This is a genomic window from Brevibacillus borstelensis (assembly GCF_003710865.1).
In the GTDB taxonomy this organism is placed as follows: Bacteria; Bacillota; Bacilli; order Brevibacillales; family Brevibacillaceae; genus Brevibacillus; species Brevibacillus borstelensis.
Genome location: NZ_RHHO01000075.1, coordinates 1 through 17261, shown reverse-complemented (window position 1 = coordinate 17261; position 17261 = coordinate 1). Strand labels below are relative to the sequence as shown.

At 50.9% G+C, this 17261-nt stretch carries 18 protein-coding genes and 2 other annotated features; of the genes, 11 read left to right on the top strand and 7 right to left on the bottom strand.

The window, feature by feature from the left end; all coding sequences use genetic code 11:
- Positions 1-87: 87 nt before the first annotated feature.
- Together EDM54_RS25505 and EDM54_RS25500 are read right to left on the bottom strand one after the other, a co-directional pair.
- Complete coding sequence (locus EDM54_RS25505; RefSeq protein WP_003387341.1) at positions 88-1500, bottom strand: amino acid permease; 1413 nt, start codon at positions 1498-1500, stop codon at positions 88-90.
- A 188-nt stretch (positions 1501-1688) separates the two neighbouring features.
- The gene (locus EDM54_RS25500) at positions 1689-3089 is read right to left on the bottom strand and encodes a sigma-54 interaction domain-containing protein (RefSeq protein ID WP_024984823.1); all 1401 of its coding nucleotides are present in this window, start codon (positions 3087-3089) and stop codon (positions 1689-1691) included.
- Positions 3090-3318: 229 nt separating this feature from the next.
- Between EDM54_RS25500 and EDM54_RS25495 the strand changes: the two genes are divergently transcribed.
- Both EDM54_RS25495 and EDM54_RS25490 read left to right on the top strand, forming a co-directional pair.
- A complete protein-coding gene (locus EDM54_RS25495; protein WP_122959067.1) occupies positions 3319-4530 on the top strand; it encodes an ornithine--oxo-acid transaminase in 1212 nt (403 codons plus the stop codon).
- Positions 4531-4832: 302 nt separating this feature from the next.
- The gene (locus EDM54_RS25490) at positions 4833-4973 is read left to right on the top strand and encodes a sporulation histidine kinase inhibitor Sda (RefSeq protein ID WP_003387338.1); all 141 of its coding nucleotides are present in this window, start codon (positions 4833-4835) and stop codon (positions 4971-4973) included.
- A 71-nt stretch (positions 4974-5044) separates the two neighbouring features.
- Here EDM54_RS25490 and EDM54_RS25485 read toward each other — a convergent pair whose 3' ends face one another.
- Positions 5045-5557 carry a molybdopterin-binding protein gene (locus EDM54_RS25485; RefSeq protein WP_031931786.1) on the bottom strand — a complete coding sequence of 171 codons (513 nt, stop codon included), beginning with the start codon at positions 5555-5557 and terminating at the stop codon, positions 5045-5047.
- A 240-nt stretch (positions 5558-5797) separates the two neighbouring features.
- Between EDM54_RS25485 and glsA the strand changes: the two genes are divergently transcribed.
- From glsA to EDM54_RS25470, 3 genes are all read left to right on the top strand, one after another.
- On the top strand, positions 5798-6730 hold the full coding sequence (gene glsA / locus EDM54_RS25480) for a glutaminase A (RefSeq protein WP_031931787.1): 933 nt from the start codon (positions 5798-5800) through the stop codon (positions 6728-6730).
- A gap of 118 nt (positions 6731-6848) precedes the next feature.
- On the top strand, positions 6849-7133 hold the full coding sequence (locus EDM54_RS25475) for an Fpa/YlaN family protein (protein ID WP_003387335.1): 285 nt from the start codon (positions 6849-6851) through the stop codon (positions 7131-7133).
- 117 nt (positions 7134-7250) lie between these two features.
- Positions 7251-7514 (top strand) — a binding site (T-box leader).
- Positions 7515-7561: 47 nt separating this feature from the next.
- Positions 7562-7792, top strand: a binding site (T-box leader).
- Between the two features lie 60 nt (positions 7793-7852).
- A complete protein-coding gene (locus tag EDM54_RS25470) occupies positions 7853-9187 on the top strand; it encodes a sodium-dependent transporter (protein ID WP_003387333.1) in 1335 nt (444 codons plus the stop codon).
- Between the two features lie 90 nt (positions 9188-9277).
- Here EDM54_RS25470 and cax read toward each other — a convergent pair whose 3' ends face one another.
- On the bottom strand, positions 9278-10321 hold the full coding sequence (cax, locus tag EDM54_RS25465; RefSeq protein WP_003387332.1) for a calcium/proton exchanger: 1044 nt from the start codon (positions 10319-10321) through the stop codon (positions 9278-9280).
- Positions 10322-10502: 181 nt separating this feature from the next.
- On the opposite strand from cax, the gene EDM54_RS25460 reads away from it, so the two are divergent.
- On the top strand, positions 10503-10760 hold the full coding sequence (locus tag EDM54_RS25460; RefSeq protein WP_122959065.1) for a hypothetical protein: 258 nt from the start codon (positions 10503-10505) through the stop codon (positions 10758-10760).
- Between the two features lie 66 nt (positions 10761-10826).
- On the opposite strand, the gene sleB is transcribed toward EDM54_RS25460, so the two are convergent.
- Positions 10827-11588, bottom strand: a complete 762-nt coding sequence (gene sleB, locus EDM54_RS25455; protein ID WP_003387330.1) for a spore cortex-lytic enzyme — start codon at positions 11586-11588, stop codon at positions 10827-10829.
- A gap of 121 nt (positions 11589-11709) precedes the next feature.
- Here sleB and EDM54_RS25450 point away from each other — a divergent pair, with 121 nt between their 5' ends.
- Together EDM54_RS25450 and EDM54_RS25445 are read left to right on the top strand one after the other, a co-directional pair.
- On the top strand, positions 11710-13365 hold the full coding sequence (locus EDM54_RS25450) for a thiamine pyrophosphate-binding protein (RefSeq protein WP_122959064.1): 1656 nt from the start codon (positions 11710-11712) through the stop codon (positions 13363-13365).
- Positions 13366-13431: 66 nt separating this feature from the next.
- Positions 13432-13761, top strand: a complete 330-nt coding sequence (locus tag EDM54_RS25445) for an Asp23/Gls24 family envelope stress response protein (RefSeq protein ID WP_003387328.1) — start codon at positions 13432-13434, stop codon at positions 13759-13761.
- A gap of 46 nt (positions 13762-13807) precedes the next feature.
- Here the strand turns inward: EDM54_RS25445 and ftsW are convergent, their stop codons facing one another.
- Complete coding sequence (gene ftsW, locus EDM54_RS25440; RefSeq protein WP_003387327.1) at positions 13808-14980, bottom strand: putative lipid II flippase FtsW; 1173 nt, start codon at positions 14978-14980, stop codon at positions 13808-13810.
- Positions 14981-15061: 81 nt separating this feature from the next.
- Positions 15062-15406 carry a YugN family protein gene (locus tag EDM54_RS25435; RefSeq protein WP_003387325.1) on the bottom strand — a complete coding sequence of 115 codons (345 nt, stop codon included), beginning with the start codon at positions 15404-15406 and terminating at the stop codon, positions 15062-15064.
- A 190-nt stretch (positions 15407-15596) separates the two neighbouring features.
- Between EDM54_RS25435 and EDM54_RS26805 the strand changes: the two genes are divergently transcribed.
- From EDM54_RS26805 to EDM54_RS25425, 3 genes are all read left to right on the top strand, one after another.
- Positions 15597-15677 carry a putative holin-like toxin gene (locus EDM54_RS26805; protein ID WP_221175483.1) on the top strand — a complete coding sequence of 27 codons (81 nt, stop codon included), beginning with the start codon at positions 15597-15599 and terminating at the stop codon, positions 15675-15677.
- Between the two features lie 287 nt (positions 15678-15964).
- Complete coding sequence (locus EDM54_RS25430; RefSeq protein ID WP_003387324.1) at positions 15965-16408, top strand: CBS domain-containing protein; 444 nt, start codon at positions 15965-15967, stop codon at positions 16406-16408.
- A gap of 148 nt (positions 16409-16556) precedes the next feature.
- The coding region (locus EDM54_RS25425; protein WP_122959063.1) for a MerR family transcriptional regulator at positions 16557-17261 on the top strand (705 nt) is incomplete at its 3' end.

The following is a 17261-nucleotide window of genomic DNA, read 5'->3' as shown; positions in this document are numbered from 1 at the left end:
TTGGTGAACCGCCGTATACCGAACGGTACGTACGGTGGTGTGAGAGGACGGGGGTTAGTCGCCCCCTCCTACTCGATTTCCGGACGATCAGGCCGCATTTCCATTCGGTTCCGATGAGTTTCCGGATTTATTTTTAAAGTACAGCTGATAAATCAGAATTGCGATGAGTACGAACGGCACCCCTCCATAAAGGGCAATCCGCTGACTCGGGTCGAATGCGAGACTGACCAGAACGGCAATGTTCAGCACGAGGGCGAGCAATGGCAAGAACGGATACAGAGGAGTCTTGAATTTCAAATCTTCCAGTTTCCCGCCATTTCTCAGGTATTGACGGCGGAAAGCGAGCTGGGAAGCGGAGAGCGAAATCCAGCCGACCTGCGCACCCAGTCCGGCAACCGAGAGCAGCACCATAAAGACGGTCTCTTCTGCAAAGAAACCAGACAGCAGAGAGAGCAGAGAAATGGCAAAGGTGATCAAAAGCGCGTTCATCGGAATGCCTTTGCGGTTTGTCATGCCCAGCTTTTTGCTCGCCATGCCGCTGTGGGAGAGAGAGTAGAGCATCCGCGTGGCGGCATAAAGTCCTGAGTTGGCAACGGACAAAAGGGCTGTGAGCACAACGAAGTTCATGATGTCGGCGGCGTAAGGAATGCCGATGCTGTCAAATACAGCTACGAATGGACTTTCAACAACACCAGCCTGCTGGTAAGGGATCAAGCCGGCCAGGATGAAGATAGCGAGAACGAAGAAGACCAAAGTTCTCCAGACCGTTGTGCGAATGGATTTGGGAATGGTTTTCTCCGGATCTTTGCTCTCTCCTGCAGCAATCCCGATCAGCTCTGTTCCCTGGAAGGAAAAGTTGACGGTAATCATGGTCAAAAGCAAGCCGGTAATTCCGTTTGGCAACAGCGGACTGTTCACGTAGTTTGAAAACATGGGGGCGGGCTGGCCGTTTTTCATCTCGATCAGACCGAACATCGCTGCGCCGCCAAGAATGATGAACAGGATGATAGCGCTTACTTTAATACTCGAAAACCAGAACTCGCTTTCTCCGAATGCTCGCGCGGAAAGCGCATTCAGAAGAAACAGAACGACACCAAAAATGGCACACCACAGCCATACCGGGGACTCCGGAAACCAGCGCTGCATCATGAGCCCCGAGGACAAGAGCTCAAGAGCCACCGTAACCGCCCACCCAAACCAATACAGCCAGCCAACAGCGAATCCCAGCGACGGGCTCACAAACTTCGTCATGTACGTTTGAAACGAACCGGCTACAGGCATGGCGACTGAGAGCTCGCCAAGACAGAGCATGGTCAGATACATGATGAAACCGCCGACCAAATAAGAGATAATCGTGCCGATCGGACCTGCCTGCCCGATCGTATAACCCGAGCCAAGAAACAAACCGGTTCCGATTACTCCGCCGAGAGAGATCATGAAGAGATGGCGACTGTTCATGGACCGCTTTAATTTGTGTTGTTGATCGTTCGTAGATGCCATGTAACCCTCTCCTTAACGTGAATGCACAACTTGTGATCATAAACTGTGTGTATATTCCCTATGCAAATGGTGTGCCAAAGTCGGAATTGTGGAACGGTTGTTTATTATGGGACAAAAAAGAGGTTTTGTGCAAAAAAAATAGGCGTTCCGTGCAAAAAAAGCAGGCAAACGCCAAAAAAATTTGCACTTCACACTGGCTTAACCCCTAACTTGCGAAGGCGGTATTGCAGGCTTTGTCTGCTGATTTGCAAATCCTTGGCTGCACGGGAAATATTGCCGTTGTTCTTCTCAACGACTTTCTGAATATAGTACGTTTCGAACTCCTGCATTTTTTGTTTCAAAGGAGAGATTTCGTCCGATACGGGTAGTACTGTTATCTTTTCCTTTATGGGTGCAGATGTGCGGCGTAAAAAATGGTAAGGAAGCAGCTCGGAGGTAATAACGGTTTCGTCTACCATCAGATTCATCGCACCTTCGATAACGTGCTGAAGCTCCCTGACGTTTCCGGGCCAGTCGTGTCCCATGAAAAACGCCAGCACGTCTTCACTTACACCTTCGACGCTCATTTGGAACAGGTGATTGTACTTGTCGATAAAATGCTGGATCAAAAGCGGAATATCTTCTCTCCGTTCACGCAGGGGTGGAATAAAAAGCGTTACCACGCCGAGGCGGTAATACAGATCCTTTCGCAAGCGCTGATGGGATATGGCTTCTACCGGGTCTTCATTCATCGCGGCTACGATTCGTACGTCGATGGACCTGTCTTTTGTGTCCCCGATGCGCCGGATGGACTTTTCCTGCAAGGCCCGCAACAGTTTTGCCTGCAGGGGCATACTAAGCGAGTTGATCTCGTCCAGGAACAAGGTACCGCCTTCTGCTTGTTCGAACAGGCCGGGTCTCTCCACTGCTCCGGTAAATGCGCCACGGGCAGTTCCAAAGAGGAGTCCTTCGATCAAGGAATCAGGCAGGGCAGCACAGTTCTGTGAAATGAAGGGAGCCGAGGCGCGGAGACTTGCATTGTGAATGCTCTGGACAAAGAGCTCTTTGCCAGCTCCCGTTTCCCCTACGACCAATACAGAGGAAGAGGTCCTTGCCGCACGCTTGGCATTTTCCACAACCTCCAGAATAGCGGGACTTACACCGATAATTTTGTCAAAGGTGTAGCGCGCGCCGTTCTTTTCCCACAGATTTTCACGGATTAGCCGCTCCATTTTTGTCACATCGTTCGCAAGCTCCATTGCGCCGATGAGTTCTCCATCCTTGAGGATCGGGAACGTGTTGTTTATCGTCGTGATCTCCTGACCTTTGTCGTTGAAGTACGTCTGTCTCACGTTGCGGACGCTTTTGCCGGTACGCAAACAAGTAAGCAGCGTGCTTTCCTGGCCGGGAGGGAACTGAAACACTTCGTCCAGTGGCTTGTTGAGAACGTCTCGCTTGCTCATCGATTCCATCTCAGTCATTTTGCGATTGTATACAATCGTGGTACCCGATGCGTCGATTACGTGGATACCTTCATTGACACTGTCCAAAATGGTTTCAAAGACATGTAGGGTATGGTCGGGTAAGTTCAGCTTTTGCCCGGATGACATCCAAAATGCACCTGCCTGTTGGTATGGTATGAGGTACATCATACCATAGGATGGAAAAGGTGCAAAATAATTATGCGCTAATATGGACAAAAGAAGGATATGATGCAAACTTTTTTTGCTCTGTGGGAATGCCCTTCCCGCTGAAACCAAGGATTTGTACAGGCTCAAACAGTTGGCATCATTCTTGAATAAAAGAGAGACATCGCATAATCAAGGAGGCAATGAACATATGAACAAGTCAAACCGGGTCATTGATCAAACAGAAAAATTCGGTGCTCACAACTATCATCCGCTTCCGATCGTTATTTCCAAGGCAGAAGGCGTTTGGGTAGAAGATCCCGAAGGCAACAAATACCTGGACATGCTGAGCGCATACTCGGCTCTGAACCAGGGGCATCGCCATCCGCGCATCATCAAGGCGCTGAAGGATCAGGCTGACAAAGTGACGCTGACTTCCCGGGCTTTCTACAATGATCAGCTTGGCAACTTTTATGAGAAGCTTGCTGAAATGACCGGCAAGGATATGATTTTGCCGATGAACACCGGAGCAGAAGCGGTGGAAACGGCGCTCAAGGCTGTTCGCCGTTGGGCATATGACGTCAAAAAAGTGCCGGATAACCAGGCTGAAATTATCGTGTGCGAGGGCAACTTCCACGGGCGTACAGTTACGATCACCTCCTTCTCTTCCGATCCTGGCTACCAGCGTGGGTTTGGTCCATTTACCTCAGGCTTTAAGATTATCCCGTACGGTGACATCGAAGCACTGAAACAGGCGATTACGCCGAACACGGCAGCGTTCATGCTGGAGCCAATCCAGGGGGAAGCCGGCATCATCATTCCGCCGCAAGGCTACCTCAAGCAGGCGTATGAGCTGTGCAAGGCCAACAATGTGCTGCTCGTCTGCGACGAAATCCAAACGGGCTTTGGCCGTACAGGCAAGCTGTTTGCGTCTGATTGGGAAGACGTGAAGCCGGATATGTACATTATGGGGAAAGCGCTCGGAGGCGGTGTGTTCCCGATTTCGGCTGTAGCGGCAGACCGTGAAGTTCTGGGCGTCTTTGAACCTGGTTCCCACGGTTCGACCTTTGGCGGCAATCCGCTCGGCTGTGCTGTCGCCGTAGCGGCCATGGACGTCCTGGTTGACGAAAAGCTGGTGGAACGCTCCCAAGAGCTGGGTGAGTACTTCCTCGGAAAATTGAAGGAGATCAAAAACCCGTTGATCAAAGAAATTCGCGGACGCGGTCTGTTTATTGGACTGGAGCTGGAAACGGCTGCTCGCCCGTATTGTGAAAAGCTGAAAGAACTGGGGCTGCTGTGCAAGGAAACGCATGAGACTACAATCCGCTTTGCACCGCCTTTGGTTATTACGAAGGAAGATCTGGATTGGGCGATCGAACGGATCAAGCAAGTCTTGCAAGTAACGGAAACAGCAAATGTATAAGTGATCTCTTCCAAAAAAGTGGACTATCTCCTTTAGCGGGGATGGTCCTTTTTATGGTCAGTCGGACAAATCTCCACTCAAGCAAGGGAAAAAGCAGGTTAATCGTTCGACAAATTGCGACAACATGTGGATAAAAGCGCAGGGAGAATCCACATGGACAACCCTGCCTTTTTGTCAGTTGCACACAGTTTGCCCACAGCTTACCCACATGATATCCCCATTGCCTGTGGATATCAGAACGATTGTTCGCGCCTGTTTCTTCTGCTACAATGGGTTCAGGTTAAGGGATGGAGGTGACAAGCGTGAAATACTTGAGTGACCAAATGCTGATAGAAGTATATCATCGTGCCGTCGACCTTCAACTGGACCCAGCTTTTATTGAACTGCTCAGTGCAGAGATAAAGAGAAGAGACATCGGTATCGCGCAGGTAGTGAGCGCGTAAACGGGCTAACCTAGATGTACAAAAAATTATGCAAAAAGCCATCCGCAGCTTCGGATGGCTTTTTTGTATGCTTACTGTCCGGTTTCAGCGACAAATTCAAAGGCAGTAATTCCTGTTACCGGCGCTTCTTTGGCCAGCAGTGTTTCTGGGAGGAAAAAGTAGACAGGACCATCCGTCCGTATAGGCTTGCCGTCCTTTGAAAACTGCAGGATGGCCCGTCTGGCTTCGCTGAGCGGAAGGAGGATAGGCTCTCCTGTCTCCCGGTAGATCCGTACATGGGTCACTTCGGGATGGGGAGCAGCGTTGTCGATGAACGGCGCAAGGCGGATTCCGTAGTCACCCTGGAGAGCCTTCCGTTCCTCGATCAAGCTCTTTCGCTCCGACGGCAAGGCTGCACCTTCCCGAAGCTCCTTGTCCCATTGGGCACCGGTTCCTTCCAGGTACTTTTTCTGATTGCCTGTATCGTTATCTTCCTCACCCGTATAGGTGCCAAGATCAAACTTGCGGTCGTCAAAAATCCATACGCTCGGGTCGAGTGTTATGGGGAAGGAAACGGCTCCCTTGAATACGATTACCTCTGACATGATACATTCCTCCGTCTGTTTAGCGTCTCGGTAACATTGTAACCCGCGGCAAAGGATGTGGCAAACGAGCCGCCCGTGCATTTTTGCAAAAAACGTTTTTCTGAATAGCAAAAATTCGCTTCGGCGTCTTGCTCCCAAGCGAAAAAACAGCGTCGCTTTTGACAATGAGGCTCTGACTTCTTACAATGGGGGCAGCAGAATTCCATTCTATTCACGCAAGAGGCGATCTACATGGACAAAATGGACCATATCAACATTCAGCAAGTGCTTGAACAGACGGTGCAGGAGACCGTCAGCGAAGCGGAAAAAGGCGAGGTAGCTTCGTACATACCGGAGCTGGCCAGACAGGACAAGAGGCGGCTGGGCATCAGTGTGTGCCTCAAAGACGGGACGCTGCTTTCGGCCGGGGATGCCCATCTTCCTTTTACCTTGCAGAGCATCTCCAAGATTTTTTCACTCATGGTTGCGCTGTGCGAGCATGGAGAGCGATATGTCTTTGAACGTGTGGGCAAAGAGCCGACAGGCGACCCGTTCAATTCGATTATCAAGCTGGAGACCATCAAGCCGCACAAGCCGTTAAACCCGATGATCAACGCCGGAGCCATCGCTGTTGCAGGCATGATTCCCGGAGCAACTGTGGAAGAACGGCTGGAGAAGATCATGCGGCTGCTTAGAAAAATGACAGGCAATCCCGAGCTCCGTGTCAATTACGACGTATATCAGTCCGAAAAGCAGACCGCTGATCGGAACCGCGCCCTCGCCTATTTTTTGAAGGAGAGCAAGATTCTTTCCGGGGACGTGGAAGAAACTCTCGATCTGTATTTTCGGCATTGCTCGATCGAGGTCACGACCGTGGAGGTGGCACGGCTTGCTGCCATTTTGGCTGCGGACGGCTACGACATTGTGAGCGGCGAGCAGCTGCTTCCCCGTGAAGTGGCGAGAATTTGCAAAACCTTCATGGTCACATGCGGCATGTACAACGCTTCCGGAGAGTTTGCCATCGACGTCGGCATCCCTGCAAAAAGCGGTGTAGCCGGAGGGATTATGGCTTCAGTGCCGCAGCGTATGGGACTTGGCGTATTTGGTCCCGCTTTGGATGAAAAGGGAAACTCGGTAGCGGGGGTCAAGCTGCTGCAAAGGCTCTCCGATATGTGGGATTTGAGCATTTTTTAGTCAAATCGAAAGCGTTCGTGCGTATATACTTACAGTTGCCAAATCGTCTCCCCTTTTCAAATGGCCCAGAATAACGTACTATGTAAGGTAAGGATGGTGGCAAACGGAGGGATAGGTTTTGACAGAAATTAAGATTCCCGATCTGGAACAAAAAGCGCTAGCATTACTGCGAGCAGATGCGGACAAGATCTACAAGCTCATAGACGTACAGATGGAAAACCTGACCATGCCGCAGTGCCCGCTGTATGAAGAGGTGCTTGACACCCAGATGTTCGGGCTTTCGCGTGAAGTGGAGTTCGCCGTCCGTTTGGGACTGATTGACGAAGAGATCGGTCGTGAAATAATGGGTTCGTTGGAAAGAAAACTGGCTGATCTTCACGAACTGTACAATCAGAAGGGGTAAAGGCGAGAGAATGGAAACGTTCCTCGCTTTTCTATTGTGATCGAGTTTTACAAGGGCATAAAAAAATACTTGCTTTTTCACTCTCACTGCTTTAGATTAAATAATAACTTTTGAAGAGCAAAAGCGTCGACGGAGACTAGTAAGCGAACCAGCAGCTTGCCAGGGAGAAACTGCCATGGACTGAAAGCAGTTTTAAAGCATGCCTCGCCGAATTCACTCCTGAGCTGTCCTTTGAACGGTTTCGATGCCCAGTAGAAGGAAAACCGGGTCATTCCCGTTACCAATGAACAAAGTGAGGCATGCAAGTAAAAGGGCTCTTGACTTTTTTTCCTTTACACGCTTGTCTAATCAGGGTGGTACCGCGAGCAACTCGTCCCTTTTAGGGGGCGGGTTTTTTTGTTCTCGCTTGCCTTGAACAAATGAATACGGCAAAAGCGAAGATGGAGACCAGTAAGCGGCCAAGCGGCTTGACAGGGAGAAGCGACCAGAGACTGAGAGTCGTTTCCAGGCATGCCCCGCTGAATTCACTCTTGAGCTGTCCTCTGAAAGGAAGGCGCCCCTAGTAGGAGGGAACCGGGTCATTCCCGTTATCAATGAAATGAGCGAGGCTGACAAAGCCTAACCAGGGTGGTACCGCGAGCACAACACTCGTCCCTTTTTGGGGATGGGTGTTTTCTTTTTTACAGGCTAGTGGAAAGTTAGAAAGAGGTGGATAGGGCATGAAGCAAACAGAGCAATGGACGACCAGACTTGGATTTATTCTGGCGGCAGCGGGTTCGGCGATCGGACTCGGGGCGATCTGGAAATTTCCCTACGTAGTCGGAACGAGTGGTGGCGGAGCATTTTTTCTGCTGTTCCTCGTATTTACACTCGCAATCGGTCTTCCGCTATTGTTGGGTGAATTCGTGATTGGACGCAGCACACAGCAAGAGGCAATTTCGGCTTACAAAACTCTCGCACCGGGAAGCGCATGGCATTGGATCGGCAGATTGGGCGTGGCGACTTGCTTCTTGCTGCTCTCGTTTTACAGTGTGGTAGGCGGCTGGATTCTCACTTATATGTATCGCGGCTTGACGGGACAACTGACAGGCATGCCGTACGATCAATTGTTTGGCAGTGTCATTGCCAGCCCGATCGGATCTGTCGGCGCTCAATTTGTATTCATGCTGATCACGATGTGGGTCGTGGCTCGCGGGGTGCAGGCCGGGATCGAATCGGCGAACAAGTATTTAATGCCGGCACTGTTTTTACTGTTCCTTGTCCTGATGTTCCGTTCACTCACACTGGATGGAGCAGGCAAAGGCGTCGCGTTTTTCCTGATGCCTGATTTTTCCCGGCTGACGGCGGATTCTGTGCTGTATGCGATGGGTCAATCGTTCTTCTCTCTCAGTGTCGGGGTTTCTGTGATGGTTACGTACAGCTCCTATCTGGGCAAACAGGAAAATCTGGTGCGCTCCGCAGGCTCGATCGTCGGGCTGAATCTGATGGTTTCCTTGTTTGCCGGTCTGGCTATTTTTCCTGCCGTTTTTTCCCTGGGCATGGAGCCGACGGAAGGACCGGGACTGCTGTTTATCGTTTTGCCTTCTGTCTTTGAGCACGTGCCGTTTGGCAATCTGTTTCTGCTCATATTTATGGCGTTGTTCCTGTTTGCTACACTGACCTCCGCATTTTCGATGCTGGAGATAATCGTAGCGTCGCTTTCCAGGGGCAAACTAGAAAACAGGAAGCGCTATTCCTGGATTATCGGGATGCTTATTTTTCTGGCAGGAATTCCGTCTGCCTTGTCCTTTGGAGTCTGGTCAGAGGTGACCGTTTTTGGGAAGCCCATCTTTGATGCGGCCGATTTTTTGGTAAGTAATGTCTTGATGCCGCTGGGTGCATTGCTGATTGCCGTATTTGTGCCGCTCAAGCTGAAACGGGAGCTGCTTGTCAGAGAATTGCAGGTGTCCACAGAGTGGGGGAGACGCGCTTTTATCATCTGGCTGATGCTGCTGAAATACATTGCACCGATTGCCATTATCATCGTATTTTTGAGCACACTGGGCGTTTTTTAGGAAGAAGAAACATAGAACCGGCAGGTACTGGTTCTGCATAAAAAAGAAGGGCGCAGCGATGGAAATACACGCTGCGCCCTTTTTTATGGATCAAGCAAAGAAAAAGGCGGTTCCGAGGATGATATAGACAGCCAGCAAAAGGACGCCTTCAAACCAGTTGGTCGCACCGTCTTTGGTGATGGAGATGGTAATAAAAGTCGCGACACCAATGGCGGCAAGTTCAAATGTGGTGAAGACGATATCCATCGGACGGCCCAGGAGCAAGCTGACCAATACGAGCGTAGGGGCCACGAACAAGGCAATTTGCAGGCTGGAGCCGACTGCGATCTCGACAGCTGCGCCGATTCGTCCTTTCATCGCCAGCAGCAGGGCAGCGCTGTGCTCCGCCGCATTGCCGATAATGGCGATGACAAACGCCCCGACGAACAGCTCCGACCAACCAAGTGTTTCGGAGACGTGCTGAACACTGTGGACAAGCCACTCGGAGACGACGGCCACAAAAAAGGTCGAGATCGCCAGCATCAGGATCGACACACCTTTTGACCAGGCTGCTTCACTGTCATGAGATTCAATGTCGGACAGGAAGTCGCGGTGCGTGACCATGGAGAAGATCAGCCAGAGAAGGTAGGCTACGATCAAAATAACCGCGATCACCGTGCTCAAGGTCCCGATCTCAACAGGCGGGAGCTCCTTCATAAAGACGGCCGGAATAAACAGGGCGGCGATCGCGAGCATCATCAGGGATGCATTGTGCCCGGCCAGCCTGCCGTTAAAGGTTTGCTCCTTGTACTTCAATCCCCCCAAAAACACGCTCAATCCGAGTACCAACAGCATATTCCCGATGATGGCGCCCGTAATGGACGCCTTCACCATATCGAACAGGCCTTCCTTCACCAGGAAGAAAGCGATAATCAGCTCGGCTGCATTGCCAAACGTCGCATTCAAAAACCCGCCAACGCGATCCCCTGCATAATGTGCAACACTTTCTGTCGATTTTCCCAACCAAGCAGCCAAAAAAATGATAGCCAAGGAAGCAGTTGCAAATTTAAAAAATTCATTGTCAGTGAAATAATGGGCGTATCCCGCCAGTAGCAGGCTCGCGCCGACAATCGTGAAAAACAGCCGTTGGTTCATAGGTTCACCTCATGATGTTAAGTTTGTTCAATTTCCCGTTTTTTACCATAAACCGAATTTCGTCTTTAAGTGTAACCGAACTTTTGGAGGAAGTCATCATTATTTTGAACGAATCCTGGAGAATAAAATCACTGTTTTTTTGCTCACACTATTCGGTGAGACATCTTAGGAGGTGCTTCTATTGGCAAAACCGTATCTCTGTCCCACATGTAAATCGAACAGGATGAGATTTACTGTCATTGAACAAACTCCGCGCTATGTCCGACTTGACCCCCAATCCGGGGAGCTGGTCGCGGAATTATCCAAAGATGAGCTGGACACCTTCCATCAGCCCTACAAGGGTGAGTCCTACATGATTCAATGCGGGATTTGCGGGACGACCGAACAGGAAGAGCGATTTATTAAAATGGCGGAACACATGCATGGGCAGCGCTCGTAGCTGGCGCAAATCTAGACTGCTTGAGCAATGAAAGAGGCACGGTACCCACCGTGCCTGCTTTTGTTTCTAGCGGCAAAAGATGTGTTTGCCGATTTTTTTAATCTGTGGGCGACTCCAAATCCAAGCAGATGTGGCCGTATCCGGATTAAAGTAATAGATGGCGCCTCCGGTCGGGTCCCAACCATTGAGTGCGTCTTGTACCGCTTTTTTTGCTGTTTCGTTAGGGGTTAGCCAGATCTGTCCGTCTGCTACGGCGGTAAACGCCCGCGGTTCGAAGATGACGCCAGCAGGCGAATTCGGGAAAGCCGGATTGCGGGTTCGGTTCAGGATGACGGCGGCAACGGCGACTTGACCGACGTACGGCTCTCCGCGCGCTTCGCCATGGACGGCATTGGCCATCAGACGAATATCGTTGTCTGTAATGCCCTTGCTCCGGTAGCTGGTGTTTTTGGGGGCAGACGGCGCGGGAGCTGCTGGAGCCGGTTCGACACCCAGCTCTTCAGCGGTCGGCCGATAGCCGGTTGTGGCATTGTAGAGCTTCAGCTTTGTCTTTGGCCCTAAAATGCCGTCTACCTTTAACCCGAATTCGTACTGAAAGTTGCGCAGGGCCCAATAGCTGCGCCAGGAAAACACGCCATCGACCTTTCCTGTATAAAAGCCCAGGTATTTCAAGCGTCCCTGCATCTCTCTTACATCTTTTCCGGTAGCGCCGACGCGAACCTCTTGATTGCTGAAAGCATCTGTCCGTACCGGGGAGATCATAACAGAGGCTGTCACTGTCAAAGCAAGGGCCAAAAGGCAAAGCAGCCATTTTACAGGCTGTTTCATTCACGTTCCTCCTTTATTTCTCCTGATCTATTCACTAGGTTTTCCCGAAAAGGCTGGATACGAGTTAGTAAAATACTGGAGATTTTGCCACACTAGAAGTATCAAGGACAGGAGGTGCTTCATGCAGGTCGCCCAATATGTAACGGAGCAGCTGCGCATGTGGGGAGTCAAACACATTTACGGGGTGGCGGGTGATGCCATACTGCCGTGGCTGGATGTCATCGGGAAACAGAAAGACATCCGTTATATCGCATGCAGACATGAATCAGCAGCAGCCATGATGGCAGCGGCGGAAGCAAAATGGACCGGCAAGCCGGCGGTTTGTACAGCGACGAGCGGCCCGGGGACACTGAATTTATTGAATGGACTGGCGGATGCGTATGCGGATCACGCTCCGGTTCTCGCTATTACGGGTCAGGTGGAGACGAGCAAATTGGGAGGACCGTACAAGCAATATGTGCCGCAGGAAGACTTGCTTCGCCCGCTCTGCTTGTACTCTACGACCGTTGCCCACCCGGATGCCATCGGCAACGTGCTTCACCGCGCATACGTAACAGCCGGCAGTCAAAAAGGTGTCGCACATCTCGCCATCTGCAAGGATATTTTTTCACGCACGACGGTATGGCCGTTAGTAGAGACCTTGCCGCGACTGCGAACTGGCGTGGGAGTGGACCGGGGAGAGGTGGAGCATGCGGCAGAGCTGCTGCTTCAAGCGAAAAAACCGGTCATTCTGATGGGGACGGGAAGCCGTGAATCCGCCAATCTATGTCTCCAGATGGCTGAGAAAATAGGCGCAGCCTTGCTGCTTACTTTAGGCGCCAAAGGGACGGTGGATGAAGCTCATCCGCTTGTTCTGGGAGGCTTGGGCGAGGGCGGCAGCAGGGCGGGACTCGAGGCATTGGCACAAGCAGATTTGCTCGTAGCGCTGGGAGCGAGCTGGTTTCCGCGCTCCTTTATTCCGGCAGGTTTGCCGGTCGTACAGGTCGATCACAATCCGATAACTGTCCATGCCCATCCTCGACTGTTTCCTGTCACAGCAGAGCTAGGCGATGTGCTCCCCCTGTGGCTGCGCCGCCTGGAAGGAAAGTCGCCCGATTCCGGTTGGATTCAACAGGTGAAACGGTGGCACGCTTCTTTTTGGCAGGAGACAGAGCAGTTGGTCGATCAAGGAACAGACGAGCTGATCAAGCCGGAAACACTCATGCATGCCTTGTCCCAGGTTGTTGATGACAATGCCATCATCGCCCTGGATACAGGAGAACACTCCATCTGGTTCAACCGTGCGTTCCGTGGGACTGCACAATTCCCGATTTTCTCTGGAAAATGGCGGACGATGGGTTATGGCTTGCCGGCCGCGATTGCAGCCAAGCTGAACAATCCGGACCGTCAAGTAGTCGCGATCGTCGGAGACGGAGGGTTGCAAATGACGGCTGGTGAGCTGATGACAGCCGCAGCCCATAATCTCTCGTTCCCGCTGATTGTCGTAAACAATAAGACGCTGGGACTGGAAGAGTGGAAAATGGTTCAGACCGGACTTGCCCCATTTGGCACTCGACTGGAAAACCCCGACTTTGTGAAATGGGCCGAGGCTTGCGGAATCGAAGGGCGCCACGTAAGTGCCGTTCATGAACTTTTGCCTGCGCTGAAAGAGTCGATGAAATCGCAAAACATGATTCTGCTCGACATTCAGTGCACTCTCCCGACACTAACGGAGAGAAAACGAGAAATCCCCTTTCAAGCCCAAGCTACAAATGTTTATAATGAAAGAAAAGTCTGAGAATCAGGCAGTCAGACAGACAACACATAAGTAAGAAGGGTAAAGGGAGCAGGGAGGAGGGCGAGTATGGAGAGCATGCGCGGTGAGATTCGGGTAGCGGACCAAGTAGTGGCAGTCATTGCTGGAGTTGTAGCGGCTGACATTTCCGGTGTCTCGGTGCGCTCCGGTGGATTTTATCAAGATTTAGCCAAAAAGTTCGGCGGCAGCGGCAAAGGCATTTATGTCGTCGTCACAGATGGTGCTGTCACCATCGAGTTGCGGGTATCGATCAAGTATGGCATGCAGATTCACGAGGTATGCCGCCAGCTTCAGGAGAAAGTAAAGGAGACGGTGGAGTCCTTGACAGGTCTGTTTGTGGAGGCGGTAAACGTACATGTGGATGGAATTGAGATGTAGCAAAGAGGACCTGCAGAGACGGCAGGTCCTTTTCCATTCGTTTCGATCAGCGGTTTGCGTACAATTGCTTTTGCCCTTGTTCTGTCAGCTTTTGCCGACTCACTTCACGGGACACGCTCAGAAGGATCCCCGTGGATACCAGGGTCATTAGCAGGGAAGATCCGCCGTAGCTGATAAAGGGCAAGGTGACGCCAGTCAGAGGGATGAAAGACGTTACGCCACCGATGTTTACAAACGCCTGTATTCCGATCATGCTGACGATTCCGATTCCGACCAGGCTGGCGAAGGTATCATGCACTTTCAGACAGATGTGGATTCCCCGCAAGATGAACAGCAGGTACACGAGCAAGAACAGGCTTGTCCCGAAAAAGCCGAGCTCTTCGGAAATGATCGCAAAAATAAAATCTGTATGCGCTTCAGGCAAATACAAATATTTCTGTATGCTTTTGCCAAATCCGGTACCGGTCAGCCCTCCGTGGGCAATGGCAATGAGCGATTGCTTGATATGGTATCCCGTACCTAGAGGGTCGCTCCAAGGATCGAGAAAAGAAGTCAGCCGGTTCCAGGCGTGGTCCTTCTTCATGACATAAGCGAATACGGCAAGAGAAGTGACCGGAAACCCGATCATAAACAGATGGCCAATCCGCGCACCGCCGCAAATCATGACGACGATCGCCGTGCCGAGCAGGATCGCTGCCGATCCCATGTCAGGCTGTACCATGATCAGGATAAAAAATGCGCCGGTGACAACGAGCGGGGGCATAAGGCCTTTTTTCAAATCCCGGAAGCCATCGCCTTTTTTGGAGATAATCGCTGCCAAGTACAGAATCAGGCCCAATTTGGCAAACTCAGCCGGCTGCAAATTGACTGACCCGAAACTAAACCAGGACCGCGCCCCTTTCGCATCGTTACCAATACCTGGAATGATAACGAGCAGCAGCGACAGAAAACTGACAAAGACTATTAACAGAAAGTTCCGTTTGTAGAAAGAAAACGGTATGTTCATCGTGATCAGCATTCCGAATATGCCCAGAAGCAGCCACATCGCTTGCCTTTTCACGAAATACAGTTCGTCGCCGCCGCAAATTTTGCAGCCGTTGGATGTAAAGCTTGTCAGGGCATATATCGAGCTTGAGCTCAACACCATTGTGATGCCAAAACCTACCAAGAGAGCGGTTAACAACAGCAACAAAAAGTCGGGGACTCCCCGTGTTTTCATGAGAGAAACCTCCCCCTTGACGTGAAACAGAGAGGGGATGCCTCTCTGTTCTTAGGACGCAAATAGCTGGATGCAGTTGGATTAATAAGCAGAAAGCTTCTCGTTCAATACCTGCAGCTTGCGTTTTGCTGTCTGTACGACCGAATCCGGAATCGGGGAATCGTAATCCAATCCATGAGGGAACAAGTGTCTGCCCATGTAAGGGTCCTCGAGCTTCAAAACAGCGTGGCTGTCTTCCAGTTTTCCCTCGATTGCATTGGCTTCGATTCGCAGGTAGTAGTTGTTGCCTTTATCTTTCAGTTGATAATCGTATGTAGCGTGTTTGTAATCCCAAGCTCCGCGAACAAACCCCAGGTCACTCATGTAATGATCCAGATCGGCGAGCATGACTTCCTTGTTGCCGATTCCTGTGTCCTTGATAACCATTGATTTTCCTCCTACAAATGGTAAGTTATTCACTACCTTATATTAGTCTGTTTTCGGAAAGAGCGCAATGGATAAGTCGTGTCTCTGGCAGGATGCCACTTTTCCCAATTTATGGTATACTAGGTAACTACAATAGGTGAGCTCCACAAGGGTGGTCGGTTCATCCCCGTTTTGGAAAGGGGGTGATAGCATGACAGTATATGAAGCACTAAGTCTGATGGTAGCGTTCGGGACCTTAGTCTTAATGCTGTCAACCAGTAAAAAGAAGTAGACCTCCCTTGAGCCTGACAGCCGGGAGGTCGACACCGAGAAGTGAGAGCCGCCCCCCAAATGGGGAACAACTATTGTATCCATCGACCGTATGGGTGCTGGTCCACCCTGCGGTCTTTTTTTGAAAAGCTCTCGGTGTGCGATGCCTTCGCAGACACCACCCTACCATCTTACCACACCGCTTGGAGACTTTCCTAGTCGGAATTCGGGGCGGCTCGTCCAACACGCATGAAACCTTTTTTGCCCGGACAAACTACAATTGTTATCAGCAAAAAGGAGGAGAGAAAGATGGCAAAAGTGGAAAATCGGACGCTGCGTGAAATTATGACAAAAGATGTGGCAACAGTGACCCTTAAAGATAATGTCTATGAAGTGGCTTGCAAGATGCGTGACTGGAATGTCGGCGTCATCCCCGTTGTCGATGAGAAAGATGACGTGATCGGCGTGATTACAGACCGTGACATCGTAATTCGCGGCTTGGCGGAAAAACGCGAGGGCTCCGCTGCCGTTGAAAACGTAATGACCCGCGATATTATTATGGGTCAACCAGGAATGACTGTCGACGAGGCAGCCAAAATTATGGCCAAGCACCAAATCCGCCGTCTGCCTGTCGTAGAGAACGGAAAGCTGGTCGGCATCGTCGCGCTCGGAGATATGGCTGTCCGCCAAGTGCATCATGACGAAGCGTCCGAAGCCCTCTCCCAAATCTCCGAACCGCTCGGCAATGTGTGATTCCCAACAGATACACTGACGGAAATAAAGGGAAAAGAAAGAGGCTGTCACTGGCGGCAGCCTCTTTTTTTGTTCAGATAAGAACCCTTTACTCTTCCGTTGCGGAAAGGTTTACAATGAGAGGAGAAAGCATGAGAGGAAGAAGAACGTGCAGATCAAGGAAATGGCTGAACGCTTGCAAATCACAGCCCGGGCAATCCGTTTCTATGAGGAAAAAAGGCTGATTTCGCCAAAAAAGGCAGAGCATTCGGGCTACCGCTTATTTTCCGAAGAGGATGTATGGAGGCTTCAGACGATTATCACCTTGAGAGAAGTGGGCATGCCGATCGAAGACATTCGGGAACTGCTGAATCGGATTGACAAAGAAAAAGAGAGCTTGCTTCATTACTTGGAGATCCAACGTTCCTGCATGTATGACCAGTGGATCGAGCTTAGCAGAGTCATTCAAACGACCGAGCAGATGATTGGCCGTATCAAGCAACAAAAAGGAATCGATCCGGCAGCCTTGTTCGAATTGGCTGAGGGGAACAAACGGCTGCGCCAGATGAGAAACAACTGGGTGGATCGGTGGAATTTCAACCAGATTGCGGATTATTACGATATATCGGTAAACGAGAATAAACAGGGCTTTTACCCTTATGAAGACTATGAGCTTGTACTGCAGGAAGTCGTCCATGCAACTTCTCCCTGCCCGGATGAGGTTGGTTTGGACGCAGGAACAGGGACGGGCAACCTGGCAAAGCTGTTTCGGGAAAAAGGAGTACAAATGAGCGCGTTTGATCAAGCTCCCCAGATGCTCAAGCAGTGCCAAAAGAAAAACCCGGGCATGGAAATGGTCAAGACCCCATTTAGT